This window comes from Dactylosporangium sucinum, from assembly GCF_014647515.1.
GTDB lineage: Bacteria > Actinomycetota > Actinomycetes > Mycobacteriales > Micromonosporaceae > Dactylosporangium > Dactylosporangium sucinum.
Window position 1 is genome coordinate 12631 of the sequence record NZ_BMPI01000092.1, and the last position, 14598, is coordinate 27228.

14 protein-coding genes are annotated in these 14598 nt (G+C 72.9%); 12 read left to right on the forward strand and 2 right to left on the reverse strand.

Annotated elements, in window-relative coordinates; all coding sequences use genetic code 11:
- The first annotated feature begins 15 nt into the window (after positions 1–15).
- The 9 genes from IEZ31_RS50095 to IEZ31_RS50135 all read left to right on the forward strand — a co-directional run bounded on the left by IEZ31_RS50095 (position 16) and on the right by IEZ31_RS50135 (position 10348).
- Positions 16–1038: a membrane dipeptidase gene (locus tag IEZ31_RS50095; RefSeq protein WP_190257229.1), complete on the forward strand. Its 1023-nt coding sequence runs from the start codon at positions 16–18 to the stop codon at positions 1036–1038.
- On the forward strand, positions 1035–1604 hold the full coding sequence (locus IEZ31_RS50100; RefSeq protein WP_190257230.1) for an HD domain-containing protein: 570 nt from the start codon (positions 1035–1037) through the stop codon (positions 1602–1604). The genes IEZ31_RS50095 and IEZ31_RS50100 overlap by 4 nt, the downstream gene beginning before the upstream one ends.
- Positions 1601–2953: a 4-aminobutyrate--2-oxoglutarate transaminase gene (gene gabT, locus IEZ31_RS50105; RefSeq protein ID WP_190257231.1), complete on the forward strand. Its 1353-nt coding sequence runs from the start codon at positions 1601–1603 to the stop codon at positions 2951–2953. The genes IEZ31_RS50100 and gabT overlap by 4 nt, the downstream gene beginning before the upstream one ends.
- On the forward strand, positions 2950–4449 hold the full coding sequence (locus IEZ31_RS50110) for an aldehyde dehydrogenase family protein (RefSeq protein WP_229837075.1): 1500 nt from the start codon (positions 2950–2952) through the stop codon (positions 4447–4449). The genes gabT and IEZ31_RS50110 overlap by 4 nt, the downstream gene beginning before the upstream one ends.
- Entirely contained in the window at positions 4446–5591 is a 1146-nt protein-coding gene (locus IEZ31_RS50115) for a CaiB/BaiF CoA transferase family protein (protein WP_190257232.1), read from the forward strand. The genes IEZ31_RS50110 and IEZ31_RS50115 overlap by 4 nt, the downstream gene beginning before the upstream one ends.
- A gap of 4 nt (positions 5592–5595) precedes the next feature.
- Positions 5596–6750 (forward strand): acyl-CoA dehydrogenase family protein, encoded by a 1155-nt coding sequence (locus IEZ31_RS50120; protein ID WP_190257247.1) that lies wholly within the window; start codon positions 5596–5598, stop codon positions 6748–6750.
- A gap of 39 nt (positions 6751–6789) precedes the next feature.
- Positions 6790–7563, forward strand: a complete 774-nt coding sequence (locus tag IEZ31_RS50125; protein ID WP_190257233.1) for an SDR family NAD(P)-dependent oxidoreductase — start codon at positions 6790–6792, stop codon at positions 7561–7563.
- Positions 7564–7667: 104 nt separating this feature from the next.
- Complete coding sequence (locus IEZ31_RS50130) at positions 7668–8240, forward strand: SMI1/KNR4 family protein (protein ID WP_373294830.1); 573 nt, start codon at positions 7668–7670, stop codon at positions 8238–8240.
- A gap of 47 nt (positions 8241–8287) precedes the next feature.
- On the forward strand, positions 8288–10348 hold the full coding sequence (locus tag IEZ31_RS50135) for a hypothetical protein (RefSeq protein ID WP_190257235.1): 2061 nt from the start codon (positions 8288–8290) through the stop codon (positions 10346–10348).
- 28 nt (positions 10349–10376) lie between these two features.
- Here IEZ31_RS50135 and IEZ31_RS50140 read toward each other — a convergent pair whose 3' ends face one another.
- Positions 10377–11381, reverse strand: a complete 1005-nt coding sequence (locus tag IEZ31_RS50140) for a phosphotransferase family protein (protein WP_229837076.1) — start codon at positions 11379–11381, stop codon at positions 10377–10379.
- Complete coding sequence (locus IEZ31_RS50145) at positions 11378–12577, reverse strand: acyl-CoA dehydrogenase family protein (protein ID WP_190257236.1); 1200 nt, start codon at positions 12575–12577, stop codon at positions 11378–11380. The genes IEZ31_RS50140 and IEZ31_RS50145 overlap by 4 nt, the downstream gene beginning before the upstream one ends.
- Before the next feature lie 84 nt (positions 12578–12661).
- Between IEZ31_RS50145 and IEZ31_RS50150 the strand changes: the two genes are divergently transcribed.
- The 3 genes from IEZ31_RS50150 to IEZ31_RS57805 form a co-directional block, all read left to right on the forward strand.
- Positions 12662–13267, forward strand: coding sequence for a TetR/AcrR family transcriptional regulator (locus tag IEZ31_RS50150; protein ID WP_229837077.1), 606 nt, complete (start codon positions 12662–12664; stop codon positions 13265–13267).
- 106 nt (positions 13268–13373) lie between these two features.
- A complete protein-coding gene (locus IEZ31_RS50155; protein WP_190257237.1) occupies positions 13374–14015 on the forward strand; it encodes a response regulator in 642 nt (213 codons plus the stop codon).
- A gap of 47 nt (positions 14016–14062) precedes the next feature.
- On the forward strand, positions 14063–14598 hold a 536-nt coding region (locus tag IEZ31_RS57805; protein ID WP_229837078.1), incomplete at its 3' end, for a HAMP domain-containing protein.

Here is a 14598-nt window from a genome sequence, read left to right on the forward strand (position 1 = left end):
GAGACCCGACCTGTCATGGACGCCAACAACCGGATCGTCGTCGATGCCCTGCAGAGCAGCAACTTCACCAGAGAACGGTTCCTGGAGATCCGTGCGGGAGGCATCGACTGTGTCCACGCAACGGTCGTCATCTGGGAGGACGCTCGGACCACCCTCGACCTGCTGGGCGCGTGGAACCGGATGTTCCGCGAGCACGACGACCTGATCGCACCGGCCCGCAACGGACAGGAGATCCGCGACGTGGTCGCCGGTGGGCGCGTCGCGGTCGTGCTCGGGTTCCAGAACGCCTCCTCGTTCGAGGACGACCTCGACCTGGTGGAAGTCTTCTTCGACCTCGGCATCCGCGTCGCCCAGCTCACGTACAACATCCAGAATCATGTCGGTGCCAGCTGCTACGAGCCGGAGGACGCCGGCCTGACGCGCTTCGGCGGATACGTCGTCGGCGAGATGAACCGGCTCGGCATGCTGGTCGACCTGTCCCACGTCGGCGAGCGCACGTCGCTGGACGCCATCGATCGATCGGCCCGACCGGTCACGATCACCCATGCGAACCCCGCAGCGGTCTGGCCGCATCCGCGGAACAAGTCCGACGAGGTGCTGCGCAAGCTCGCCGCTCGCGGCGGCGTGCTCGGCGTCGCGCCGTACGCCCATCTGACCGGCGGTGGCCCGGTCGCCATCGAGGAGTGGACCAGCATGGTCGCCTACGCGGTCGACCTGATGGGCGTCGACCACGTCGGGATCGGCAGCGACGCCAGCCACGGGTGGGACGAGGAGAAGCTCCAGTGGATCCGCAAGGGGCGGTGGTCGCACGTGACCCAGCTCGGCCCGGCGAGCCCCGATGCGCAGGGCTGGCTCCCCTGGCCCGACTTCTTCAAGACCCCCGCGATGTTCCCGACGATCGAACAGGGTCTGCGGGACCGGGGCTTCGACGATGCCGAGGTCGACAAGCTGGTCGGCGGCAACTGGATGAGGATCTTCGACGAGGGGCTCACCCCGCACAGCGACAGCCGACCGAGCGTCGTGCGGGCGTCCGCATGACCGTGCGGTTCACCCGGATGAAGGACGGCAGCCGGGAGGAGTACGACTACCTCGACCGCCAGGAGCGCATCTTCAACGAAGGCCTGCCGGACCGGATCATCGGCGCGCTCCGGGAACTGGCGGTCTCCTTCGGCGGCCACCGCGTCACCCGGCTGGAGCACTCGCTGCAGGCGGCCACCCGCGCGCTGCGAGACGGCCGCGACGAGGAATACGTCGTGATGACCCTCGTCCACGACGTCGGGGACAACCTCGCACCGTACACGCACAGCGAGCTGGTGGGTGCGCTGCTGCGGCCGTTCGTGCGGCCGCAGCTCACCTGGATCGCCCGCCATCACGGGGTCTTCCAGCAGTGTTACTACGCCAACCTGCCGGCGGCGGCACGCAACGCACGCGACCGGTTCCGCGACGCGCCCTGGTTCGACGACTGCGCCGAGTTCTGTGAGCTCTACGACCAGGAAAGCTTCGACCCCCGGTACGAGGCGCTGACCCTGGAGGCGTTCGAACCGGCGCTGCGCCGGGTCTTCGCCGAACCACGGTACCTGCAGAAAGAGGCGATGGCAGGATGACGACGGCCGACACGGCAGGTTCGCTCCCGGTGCAGCGGCGGATCCTGCGGACCGAGATACCCGGTCCCCGGTCCCGTGAACGGCAGGTCGTCCGTGACGCCCACGTCGCCGCGGGCCTGGGACAGACGATGCCCGTGTTCGTCGAACGCGCCGGCGGCGCCGTGGTGGTGGACGTGGACGGGAACCATCTCGTCGACCTCGCCTCGGGGATCGCGGTCACCGCAGTCGGTGCGTCCCACCCGCACGTCGTACGCCGGATCCGCGAGCAGGCGGAGCGGTTCACGCACACCTGTTTCCTGGTCACGCAGTACGACGGGTTTGTCGAGGTCGCCGCCGCGCTGAACCGGATCACGCCGGGCGACCACGCCAAGCGCACCGCCCTGTTCTCCACCGGAGCCGAGGCCGTCGAGAACGCGGTCAAGATCGCTCGTGTCGCCACCGGCCGGCCCGCGGTGGTCGTCCTCAGCAACGCGTATCACGGGCGCAGCCTGATGACGATGACCATGACCGCCAAGGCGGCGCCCTACAAGGACGGGTTCGGTCCGTTCGCACCGGAGGTCTACCGGGCGCCCGCACCCTACCCCTACCGCTGGCCGGGAGGCCCCGAACGATGCGCGGAGGAGGCCGCCGAAGCGCTGCGGGACCTCGTCGAGACCCAGATCGGTGGCCACCGGGTGGCCGCGATCGTCGTGGAGCCGATCCAGGGCGAGGGAGGGTTCATCGTACCGCCACCCGGATACCTTCCGCGGGTCCGTGAACTGGCGGACCGGCACGGCATCGTGTTCGTGGCCGACGAGGTGCAGACCGGGCTGGGCCGCACCGGTGACATGTTCGCCTGCGACCGGGAGGGCGTCGTCCCGGACCTGATCACGACCGCCAAGGCACTCGGCGGCGGCATGCCCGTCGCGGCCGTGACCGGCTCCGCGCAGGTGATGGACGCCGTGCCTCCGGGCGGGCTCGGCGGCACGTTCGCGGGCAACCCGGTGTCCTGTGCGGCCGCGCTGGCCACGCTGGAGGTCATCGAGCAGGAGCGGTTGGTCGAGCGCGCCCGCGACATCGAGGCGCTCGCCCTCCCGCGGTTGCGGGCGCTGTCCGGCGCCGAGTCCTGCGTCGGCGAGGCGCGGGGCCGCGGCGCGATGCTGGCCATCGAGTTCGTGCGGCCGGGCAGCCGGACCCCGGATCCCGAGGCGGCCCGGGCGGTCGCGGCCGCCTGCCACCGGCAGGGCGTGCTGGTGCTCGTCTGCGGCACCTACGGCAACGTGCTCCGGCTGCTGCCGCCGCTGGTCATCGAGCCCCAGCTGCTCGACGACGCACTGAGCGTGATCGAGGAGGCGGTGAGGTCGCAGTGACGCCGGCGCCGCCCGAGATCAGTCATGACCCGCGCACGGGCCTGCCCACCACGACGGCTCGTCCCACCGGCCCGGCCGAGCTGGCGGCGACCATGGCGCGGGCCGTCACCGCGGTACCCACGCTGTCCGGCGTCGCGCCGGGCGAACGTGCCCGGTGGCTGCACGCGGTCGCCGACGCGGTCGAGGCGGCGCGGGAGGAGCTCGTGCGCCTGGCCGACTGGGAGACCGCGCTGGGCACCGCGCGGCTGCAGGGCGAGCTGACCAGGACCGTCGCCCAGGTCAGGTTCTACGCGGACGAGGCGGCCGCCGGCCACTTCCTGCGTCTGGAGCACGACACCGCCGACGGGCAGACGCCGGGCATGACCCGCGTGAACCTGCCGTTGGGGCCGGTGGGCGTCTTCGGCGCCGGCAACTTTCCGTTCGCCTTCGGGGTGCTGGGCCACGACACCGCGTCGGCGCTGGCGGCCGGGTGCCCGGTGGTGGTGAAGGCGCACCCGGCACACCTCGGGGTGAGCAACGAGCTGTTCGGGCTCGCCCGCTCCGCCCTCGCGGCCGCCGGAGCCCCGGACGGCACGCTCGGCATCGTCCACGGTTTCGAGGCCGGCATCGACCTGGTGCGGCACGCCGATCTGGCCGCGGTCGCGTTCACCGGCTCCCAGTCCGGTGGGCTGGCGCTGTGGCGGCTGGCCAACGAACGACCCGTGGTGATCCCGGTCTTCGCCGAGATGGGCACCGTCAACCCGGTCGTCGTCACGCCCCTGGGCGCGGCGCGGATCGAGGAGGTGGCGCACGGGCTGGTCTCCTCCTTCACACTCGGGCACGGGCAGTACTGCACCAAGCCGGGCCTGGTCCTCGCGCCGACGGGCGGCGACCTCGCGGCCCGCGTCGCCGACGAGCTGGCCCGCCTCGCACCCGAGCCGGTGATGCTCACCCAGCGGATCGCCGACGGCGTCCGGTCCGGCGTCAAGGCCCTGCAGGACGCGGGCGCCGCGCTCACACTGCAGCTGGGCGGCGACGGCGCCGGCTGGTCGGCGCCGGCCGCCGTCCTTGAGGTGCCGCTGGCGGAGGTGAGGGCGGGCAGCACGCTGCTGGAGGAGGTCTTCGGCGCCGTGGTCGTGGTCGCCGGGTACGACGCCCCCGAGCAGGTTCTCGCGACCCTGGCGGAGCTGCCGGGAGCGCTGGCCGCGACCCTGTTCGCCGGCCCCGGCGAGGACCCGTGGGCGGCCCGGTGGCTACCGGCCCTGAGCAGCAAGGTCGGCCGGGTGGTGCTCGACGGCTGGACGACCGGGGCGCCGCTCGTGCGTGCCCAGCAGCACGGCGGCCCCTGGCCCTCGACGACGCAACCGACGGCCACCACGATCGGCGCCCGGGCACTGGAACGCTTCGTTCGGCCGGTCGCGTACCAGGGGTTCCGCGACGAGCTGTTGCCACCGGTGGCGCGGCGGAGCAACCCGTGGTCGGTTCCCTGCCGGGTCGACGGGAACTGGACGTCATGAGGCCGGTGCTCGACGGGATCGTGGTGGCCGACTTCAGCAGGGTGCTCGCCGGGCCCCTGGCCACCATGATGCTGGCGGACCTCGGCGCAACCGTGATCAAGATCGAGCGGCCGCACGCCGGGGACGACACCCGCCAGTGGGGGCCGCCGTGGACCGCGGCGACCAGCGCCTACTTCGAAGCGGCCAACCGATCCAAGCTGAGCGTCGAGCTCGATCTCGACGTTCCCGGAGACCTCGAGGTCGCGGCCAACCTGGCGGGCAGCGCGGACGTCGTGGTCGAGAACTTCCGTGCGGGCTCCCTGGACGCGCGCGGCCTCGGGTACGACGCCGTGGCCGCGCGGAACCCGGGCGTGGTCTACTGCTCGATCTCGGGGTTCGGCCCGGACTCGTCGCTGCCGGGGTACGACTTCCTGGTGCAGGCCGTCGGCGGGCTCATGAGCATCACCGGCGATGCGCAGGAGCCGCCGCAGAAGGTCGGCGTCGCCCTCGTCGACGTCCTGACCTCCAAGGACGCGGTCTCGGGCATCCTGGCCGCCCTCCTTGAGCGCACCACCTCCGGGCGCGGCCAGCACGTGCGCGTCAACCTGCTGTCGAGCCTGCTCGGCTCGCTGGCCAACCAGGCCGCGACCTACCTCGCGACCGGCACGTCACCGGGCCGCCTCGGCAACCGGCACCCGTCGATCGCTCCCTACGAGACGGTCAACTGCGCGGACGGGCAGCTCGCGGTCGCGTGCGGCAACGACGGCCAGTTCCGGCGGCTCGCGGAGGCGCTCGGGCTGCCCGCGCTGCCTGGCGACGACCGGTTCCGCACCAACCCGGCGAGGGTGGCCAACCGGGCCGAGCTGGTGCGAGAGCTGGAGTCGGTGTTCGGTCGCGCCGACGTCGACACGTGGGTCGGCGTGCTGGAACGCGCGGGCGTGCCGGCCGGTCGAGTCGGCGACGTGGGCTCCGCCTTCGAGCTCGCGGCCCGGCTCGGCCTGCAGCCCCGGGTCCCGGTGGGCGACGACGCGATGGACCAGGTCCGGCACCCCGTGACCTACTCACGCACCCCGGTGCGGGACTACCGGCGACCGCCGCGGCTGGGCGAGCACAACGCCCTGGTCCGCACCACCTACGCCACAGGAGCGCCACGTGACCACTGACCCCATGGACCTGCTCGACCTCGACGACCTCCTCACCGACGACGAGCGGGCGGTCCGGGACTCGGTCCGCCGGCTCTGCGACGACCTCGTCGAACCCCACGTCGCCGACTGGTACGAGCACGGGCGGGTGCCGCAGTTGCGCGAGCTGACCGTCGCGCTCGGGGACCTGGGACTGCTGGGCATGCACCTGGAGGGCTACGGCTGCGCCGGAATGAGCGCCGTCGCCTACGGACTCGCGTGCCTGGAGCTCGAAGCCACCGACTCGGGACTGCGCTCGCTCGTGTCGGTGCAGGGCTCGCTGGCCATGTACGCCATCTGGAAGTGGGGCCGCGAGGAGACCAAGCAGCAGTGGCTCCCGCGCATGGCCAGCGGCCAGGCAATCGGCTGCTTCGGCCTCACCGAACCCGACCACGGCTCCGATCCCGGCTCGATGCGCACGCGCGCACGCCGCGAAGGGGGCGACTGGATCCTCGACGGTCGCAAGATGTGGATCACCAACGGATCCGTGTCCGACGTGGCCGTCGTGTGGGCGGTCACCGACGACGGTGTGCGCGGCTTCGCCGTGCCGACCGACCGGCCCGGCTTCTCCGCTCCGGAGATCAAGCACAAGGCGTCGCTGCGAGCCTCGGTGACCAGCGAACTGGTGCTGGACGGCGTGCGGATTCCCGACGAGTTCGCCTTTCCGGACGTGCGCGGGCTGAAGGGGCCCCTGAGTTGCCTGAACGAAGCGAGGTACGGCATCACCTGGGGGGCCATGGGTGCGGCCCGCAGCTGCCTGCGCGTCGCGCTGGGCTACACCCGCCAACGTGAACAGTTCGGCCGTCCGCTGGCCGGGTTCCAGCTGACCCAGCGCAAGCTCGTCGAGATGAACGTCGAATACGCCAAGGGCCTGCTGCTCGCCTGGCACCTCGGCCGCCGCAAGGACGCCGGCGTGCTGACCCCCGCGCAGGTCAGCCTGGGCAAGCTCAACAACGTGCGGGAGGCCCTGGACATCTGCAGGACGGCCCGGACCCTGCTCGGAGCCAACGGCATCTCGCTCGAGTACCCGGTCATCCGGCATGCCGGCAACCTGGAGTCGGTGCTGACCTACGAGGGAACGGTGGAGATGCACACCCTCGTGCTGGGACAGTTGATGACCGGACTCCCGGCGTTCCGATGACCTGCGGATCGATGTCTCCCCGGTCCAAGAGGCGTTGAGATGCGGGTCGACGTGCGCGGCAAGGTCATCGTGGTGACGGGCGCCGCTCGCGGCCTGGGTGCCGCACTCGCTGAGGCACTGGTTCGCGAGGGCGCCCGGGTCGCCGTGCTGACCAGAAGCCGCGACCGGTCCGAACAGATCGCGCACGACATCGCGGCCCGGCACCCCGGCCAGACCCCGCCGATGCCCGTCGTCGCCGATGTCGCGGACGAGGCCGAGGTCATGGCCGCGGCGAGGGTCGTGGACGAGCGTTGGAACCGGGTGGACGCCCTGATCAACAACGCCGCCTGGATCCCTCCCCACAGAGGGGTGCTGGAAACGTCGGTGGCGGACCTGCGTCGGGTGCTGGATTCGAACTTCGTCGGTTGCGTGTTGACGACGAAGCACTTCGCGCCCCTGATGATCCGCGGTGGCGGCGGCCGGATCGTCTACCTCAGCAGCATCATCGGACTGCAGGCGAACGCCGGCCAGAGCGCCTACGGCGCGTCCAAGGCCGCGGTCAACCTGCTCAACGAGGTCGTGCATCGAGAGCTGGGCGACCAGGGCATCCGCACGGTGGCACTCGCGCCGGGGCTGACCGACACGCCGGGCATGCGCGCTTCGCTCACGGCGGACCGCATCGCCGCGGTCGCCGCCACCCATCCCGGCGGCCGCCTAGGACAACCGGAAGACATCATCGCCACGGTCACGTTCCTGTGCAGCGACGAAGCCCGGCATCTCTCGGGGGTCTTCGTGCCGATGCGACCCAGCGCCCTGGCGGTGCCCCGCGGGTGAATCCGGGCGGCCCGGTGGTGGCTCGGCGCACGTATCGTCCGTGCCAGCAAAGCGGCGGCACCGAGCGAAGCCACCAGACCGATCCGGAGAGCGAGCCCATGTCGATGAACCCGTTCGAGCACGCGGTGTCACGCGTGCGTTCCGCCTTGCGTGCGTGCGAGGATCTCGAGCTTCGTCCGCCGGCCACGGAGGCGGCGGTGGCCGAGTTCGAGCACCGGATCGGAGTCCGGCTGCCGGCGTCGTTCCGCACGTTCATGGTCGAGGTGGCCGACGGGATCCGGACCGACGACGAGCCCTGGCTGTACGGGCTCGAAGACCTGGCGATCGAGGTCGCGAGCGGTCGCGGCGATCCGGCACGACCCTTCTGGTACGGCGACGCCGAGGCGTCCGCGATGCTCGCGGCCATCGCCGAGCTCCCCGACGGGGAGGGCGTCCTCGACGACGAGCGCCTGGCGGCGCTGCAGAAGAGCGGCGATCCGGACGGCTGTCTCACCATCGCCAACCACGGTGGCAACGACTTCTCCGTCCTCGTGGTCACCGGTGAGCAGGCCGGTTGGGTCTGGCGCACCGGCGAGATCGACCTGCCGGAGACCCGGGAGCTCTACTCGGGGGCCCGGGGAGCGACCCCGCTCGACTTCCTGACGTGGCTCGAGGTGTGGGCGGAGGAGTTCGGCTGACGCCCGGGCGACGCCGTGGCGTTGCGCCGGTTTGGCACACTGCCGCCGTGATCAAGGAGCTGGACGATCTGGACGGGGTCGGCTGGGGAGCGCTCAGCCACGCCTGGGGCGCCGCTGACGATGTGCCGGACATGCTTCGCCGGCTGGTCGGGCCGGAGCCGCAGGCGCGTGCGGACGCGCTGAGCGAGCTGCGCGGAACGGTGTACCGCCACGGTGACGTGTTCGACAGTACCGTCGCCGCGATCCCGTTCCTGCTCGCCGCCGCGGACGACCCCCGGTTGCCGGACCGGGCCGGCGTGCTGCGGCTGCTGGCCGGCATCGGGGGCGCGACCCGGCGCGACGACCCCGACCCAGACTTCGTCGCCGCCCGGGAGGCGGTCGCCGACGCCGCGACGCTGCTCCTGCGGCTGCTCGACGACGCCGACCCGAACGTGCGCCGCGCCGTGCCGGCCACGCTGCTCGGCCGGCGCGGCGACGCCGGCGTGGTCCTGGCGGCGCTGCGCGCCCGGTTCACCGTCGAGCCGGACGCCGACGTCCGCGGCGCGCTCGCCGCGGCGATCGCGGGCCTGGGCCGGCGCGCCGCCGCGGGTCTGGTCTCCGGCGTCGACCCGGCCGCGGTCGCCACGTGGTTCGCCGGCTGGTTCGCCGCGCCCGCCCCGGCCGCCGCGGACGTGCGATGCCGGCTCGGCGCGGTCGCCGGCCTCGTCGACACGGGCCCGGAAGCACTCGCCGGTGACCTGATCGCGGCCGTGGCCGATCTGCTCCGGGCGGACCTGCGGACGGTGGCGCCCGAGGCGCTGCCGGCCCTGCACGCATCCCGCCCGGAAGACCTGGTCGATGCGGTGTCGCCCGCGCGCGGCGGCGGGCCGCGGCCGGCGGCCGAGAGCCGGGACGCGCTCGTCGAAGACCTCAGCCTGTCCCTGGGCGAGCGGATCGGCGACCGGGTCGCGCTGCTCACGGGCCTGCTGTCGGCCGGCGCGCCAGCGGCGCGATCCGCCGCGCTGCGCCCGGCGCTTGGCCTCATGGGGTACTGGCGCGGCGACTACGCGGACCTCGTCGCGCTCGTCGGCGCCCAGCTCACGGACGGGCGGCTGGCCGGCCGGGCCGCGCTCGTCCTGGAGCATCTCGACGCGCTGGCCGCACCCGTGGCCGACGCGCTGGCCGCCGCCGTCATGTCGGCCCCGCCGGAATCCCGGTACGGCGACGGGCCACCGCCCTGGATCGTCACCTGGCCGGCGGGGGCGCCGAGCGTCGGCCCGACGGTGCGGGCGCTGGCCGCGCTCGACGACGATCGAGCCCTGCCCGCCGTGCGGGCGATCGTCGACCGCGACGTCCCGCCGCCGGGCGCCGGCCCGCTCGCGGCCCGGTACGCCGCAACGGCGCCGGACCTCCTGCGCATCATCCGCCGCCGCTGCACCGAGTCGGCCGCCAACGCCGCTGCCGGACACCGCCGGGTCCTGGCCGTGGCCGCCGCGGCGCTCGGCCCGGCGGCCGCCGAGGCGGTGCCCGACCTGCTCGCCGGCCCGATCGACCTGATGACCGCGACCGCGCTCGGCCGGATCGGCCCGGACGCGGCGGCGGCCGTCCCGGCGCTGCGGGCGACGCTCGACCGGGACGACCGGATCGTCGAGGCCGCCGCGGCCGTCGCGCTGTGGGAGATCACGGGCGAAGCGAGGCCGGCGGTCGAGGTGCTCGCCCGTCACCTCGACGACCCGTGGGACGCCACGACCGTCGCCGCCGACGCGGCGGGCCGGCTCGGCCCGGCCGGGGCCGCCCTCGAAGCACCGCTGCGCGCCCTCGTCGACACCGATGACGACCACATCCACGTCGCCGCGGCGCAGGCCCTGTGGCGGGTCGCCGGCGACGCCGACACCCCGCTTCCCGCCCTCACCCGGCTCTGGGCCGCCAGCCCGGGACGCCGCTCGGAGATCGCGGCCCACCTCGCCGCGATCGGGTCGGCGGCCCGGCCGATGCGCGACCTCGTCGCCGGTGAACCGCAGCGGCGGTTCCGGCACAGCGCCGCGCTCAACGGCTGGTTCTCCAGACAGGTCGCGCTCGACCTCGCCCTGCTCCGCGACTGCCACACCGTCCTCGCCGCGACCGCCTGACCTGGAAGGCGGGGCCTGGCACACGGCGTCATTGCCTGAGCCGGGCCAGCCCGGCCGCCAGCAGGCCGGGCACGGCGCCGCCCACCGTCTCGAAACCCGTTCCGACCGTCATGCCTTCCAGGTACCGCTTGTGGATGCCCTCGGCGACGACGGCGAGCTTGTAGTAGCCGAGCGCCTCGTAGAAGTCCAGCCGGTCGAGGTCGCGGTTGCTGCCGGCGGCGTAGGCCGCCACGAGCTCGTCCCGCGTGGGGAAGGCGGTGCTGCCGCTGGTCGGGCACCCGTGCTGCAGGACCGGGTCGCTGACCGGGTCGCAGTAGACCAGCAGGAGCCCGAGGTCCGCGAGCGGGTCGCCGGTGGTGGCCATCTCCCAGTCGAGCAGCGCCGCGACGGCGGACAGGTCGTGCGTGAAGATGAGGTTGTCGAGCCGGAAGTCGCCGTGCACGACCCCGCCCGGCGACTGGGCCGGCACGTCGGCGCCGAGGCGGCGTTGCAGCGCCTCCGCCTCGGGCGAGTCCCGGGTGGCGACGACCTCCCACTGCCGCCGCCACCGGTCCACCTGCCGGCCGAGATACCCCTCGGGCCGGCCGATCCCGAACTCCGTCGCGTCGACGGTGTGCAGCCGCAGCAGCTCGTCAATCATCATCCGGGCGGCGCCGCGGACGGCCGCCGGGGCCATCGCGGCGAGCTGTTCGGGGCTGCGCAGGACCACGCCGTCCACCCACTCGGCCAGGCTGAACGGTGCGCCGATCACGCCGTCGTCCGCGCAGTACAGCACCGGGCCCGGCACCGGCACCCCGGAGCCGGCCAGGGCGCTGGTGATCCGGTGCTCGCGGTGGACGTCGTTCGCGGACGGGGCGACCGTGCCCAGCGGCGGGCGGCGCAGCGCCCAGGCGTGACCGCCGGCGCGCAGCGCATACGTGAGGTTGGACCGCCCGCCGTCGACCAGTTCGGCCGTCAGCTCGGCCGGCTCGAATCCGCCGATCCGGTCGGCGAGGTATCGGCCCAATCGGGGCAGGTCGAGCACGGCGGTCACGACGCACGCTCCGCCGCGCGCCGCTTCACCGCACGCCGGCTGATCACCCAGCGGTGGGTCTCGCTCGGGCCGTCGTAGATGCGGAACGGGCGCACCTCGCGCAGGTATCGCCCCAGCATGATGTCGTCGGAGACGCCCAGCGAGCCGCAGACCTGCAGCGCCCGGTCGACGATGCGCCACACCGCCTCGGCGACGAACGTCTTCGCGATCGAGGTCGACTGGGCACCTGAACCGCCGTCGTCGAGCTCCCACGCCGCCCTGAGGATGAGCGCCCGGCTGGCCTCGAGGTCGATCTCGTTGTCGGCCAGCATCTGCTGGATCATGCCCAGGTCGGCGAGCCGCGCGCCGAACCCGTGCCGGTCGGCGGCCCGGTCGAGCGCGAGGTCCTGGGCGTGCCGGGCCAGGCCGAGCCAGCGCATGCAGTGCGTCAGCCGGGCCGGCGCCAGACGCACCTGTGCGTTGACGAACCCCTGATCCACCTCGCCCAGCACCGCGTCGTCACCGACGAGGCAGTCGTCGAACCGCAACTCGGCGTGCCCGCCGGCCATCGCCTCGTCGAGCGTGCCGATCGTGCGCACCAGCGTCATCCCCGGGGTGCCGGCGTCGACGAGGAACATGGTCGCTCCGCCGCGATCACCCGGCGCGCCGGACGTGCGGGCCATGACGATGGCGAACGCGGCCCCGTCGGCGCCGGTGATGAACCACTTGTGCCCGTTGAGCAACCATCCGCCGGCCACCCGTGTCGCGGTGGTGGCGAGGGCGGCCGGGTCGGAGCCGGCGCCCGGGGCCGGCTCGGTCATCGCGAAGCACGACCGGACGGCCCCGGAGGCGAGCGGCCGCAGGAAGCGCTCCTGCTGTTCGTCCGTCGCGACGCGTTCGAGCAGATGCATGTTGCCCTCGTCGGGCGCGGCGATGTTGAGGGCGAGCGGGCCGAACAGCGAATAGCCGGCCTCCTCGAAGACCAGCGCCTGCCCGCGCCGGTCGATGCCCAGTCCGCCCCAGGCGACGGGCATGTGCGGGGCGAAGACCCCGGCTCGCCTGGCGGCCGCCTGCAAATCGAGGCGTTCCTGCTCGGGGAGCGAATGAGCGTTGCCGTGACGGGCGCGCTCGACGGCGAGCACGGTATCGCGGACAAAGCGGCGTGTGCGGTCCGCGACGGCCTGCGCGGCGGCGTCCGGGGTGAGGTCGACAGCCATGATCAACACTCCTAGCTAACGTTCATTAGCCATGTGAGCAAAGCAGCGGGCGCCCCCGGTGTCAACTTCCGTATGATCGGGCTCATGCGGCCCTACAGTCCCGACCTAGCGTCGGCCGGGCGGCCGAACGATCGCGCTGAGCTCATCCGGGTCGCCGCGCTCGAGCTCTTCGCGGCCCGCGGCTACTCGCTCACCACGATGGACGAGATCGGCGAGCGGGCCGGCATCCGCGGCCCCAGCGTGTACAAGCACGTGCGGTCGAAGCAGGACCTGTTAGCCGGCATCATGCGACACACCATGGACGCGTTGCTGGAGGGGCAGCGGGTCGCGCTGGCCAGCTCCAGTGACGCGGAGACCCGGCTGCGCCGCGTGGCCGAGGCCCACGTGCGCTACCACGCCCGCCACGCGGCGGAGGCGTTCGTCGGCAACCGCGAGATCGGCAGCCTCGACCAGCCGCACCGCGACGACGTCCTCGACCGCCGTGCCGCCTACGAGCGCGGCCTGCGCCAGCTCATCGTCGAGGGGGTCGAGTCCGGCCGGTTCCGGCCGCCATCCGTGCGCCTCGCCTCCTACGCGATCCTCGACATGGGGATGGGCGTCGCGATGTGGTTCCGCCCGGACGGCGAGCTGAGCGAGGACGAGGTGGTCTACCAGTACGGCGAGATGGCGCTGCGGATCGTCGGTGCTTGACGCGCCCTGCGGGGAGGGTAGGACGCGACAGCCAAGGTCGAGGCGGGCGGACCACGGGGCCGGCGATGAGCTGCTGATTCGTGGCGTTTTGGGCTAGGTTGGGAGTGTGGAGCAGACCGAGCGCACTCGCGTCTTCGTGGTCGATGACCATGCCGTCACCCGGTACGGGGTTGTGGCGCTGCTCGAGCGCGAGCCCGACCTGGAGGTGGTCGGCGAGGCGTCGTCCGTGCGAGAGGCGATGGACCAGGTGCCTGTCGCACATCCCGACGTCGCTGTGCTCGACGTCCGACTGCCGGATGGCAGCGGCATCGAGCTGTGCCGCGACCTGCGTGCGAAGCTTCCGGAGCTGCGATGTCTGATGCTGACGTCGTTCGCCGATCACGAGGCGCTGTTCGACGCGATCATGGCGGGGGCGGACGGGTTCACGCTCAAGGAGTCGATGGCGTCCGACGTCGTCGCCTCGATTCGTACGATCGGGGCGGGCGGGTCGCTGTTGGATCCGCAGACCACGACCGCGCTGCTGCGGTGGCTGCACGGCCGGCAGGAACAGACCGACCCGGTGCATCGGCTCAACGAGCGGGAGCGGACCGTGCTGGAGCTGATCGGTGAGGGGCTCACGAACCGTCAGATCGCCGAGCGGCTCAGCATTGCCGAGAGCACGGTCAAGGGCCACGTGACCAAGCTGCTGGCGAAGCTCGACATGCAGCGGCGCACACAGGCTGCCGCCTTCGCCGCCCGGCTCCGCTAGGACGACTCCCGCGGCAGCCATGACCGGACTCGCTACGGGATGATGTCGTGACTCAACAACCGTCCGACCGGGCATCGGCGGAGCGCACGCTCGACCGGGTGCTCGTCGCGCTGGAGGACCTGCGGGACGGCAACTTCCGCCGCCGCCTGGTGGTCGCCGACGACGGCGTGCCGGCCAGGATCGCCGACGCCTTCAACGAGATTGCCGAGCGTAACCAGGCGCTGACCGGCGAGCTGGCGCGGGTGGGGGAGGAGGCCGCGCAGGGGCGGGCCGGCGTGCGGCTCGAACTGCCCGATGCCCGCGGTGACTGGGCGTCCGCGGCGGACTCGGTGAACGGCCTGGTCGAGAGCACGATGCGTCCGACGGCCGAGCTCAGTCGGGTGCTGGCGGCCGCGGCGGAGGGTGACCTGTCGCTGCGCATGACCGTGCCCGGCGACAGCCCGCAGCGCGAGTTCGGCGGGCTGGCCGCCACCGTCAACGGCCTGCTCGACCAGCTGTCGGCGTTTGCCGACGAGGTGACGCGGGTGGCGCGTGAGGTGGGTTCGGAGGGTCGTCTGGGTGGTCAGGCGCAGGTGCCGGGTGC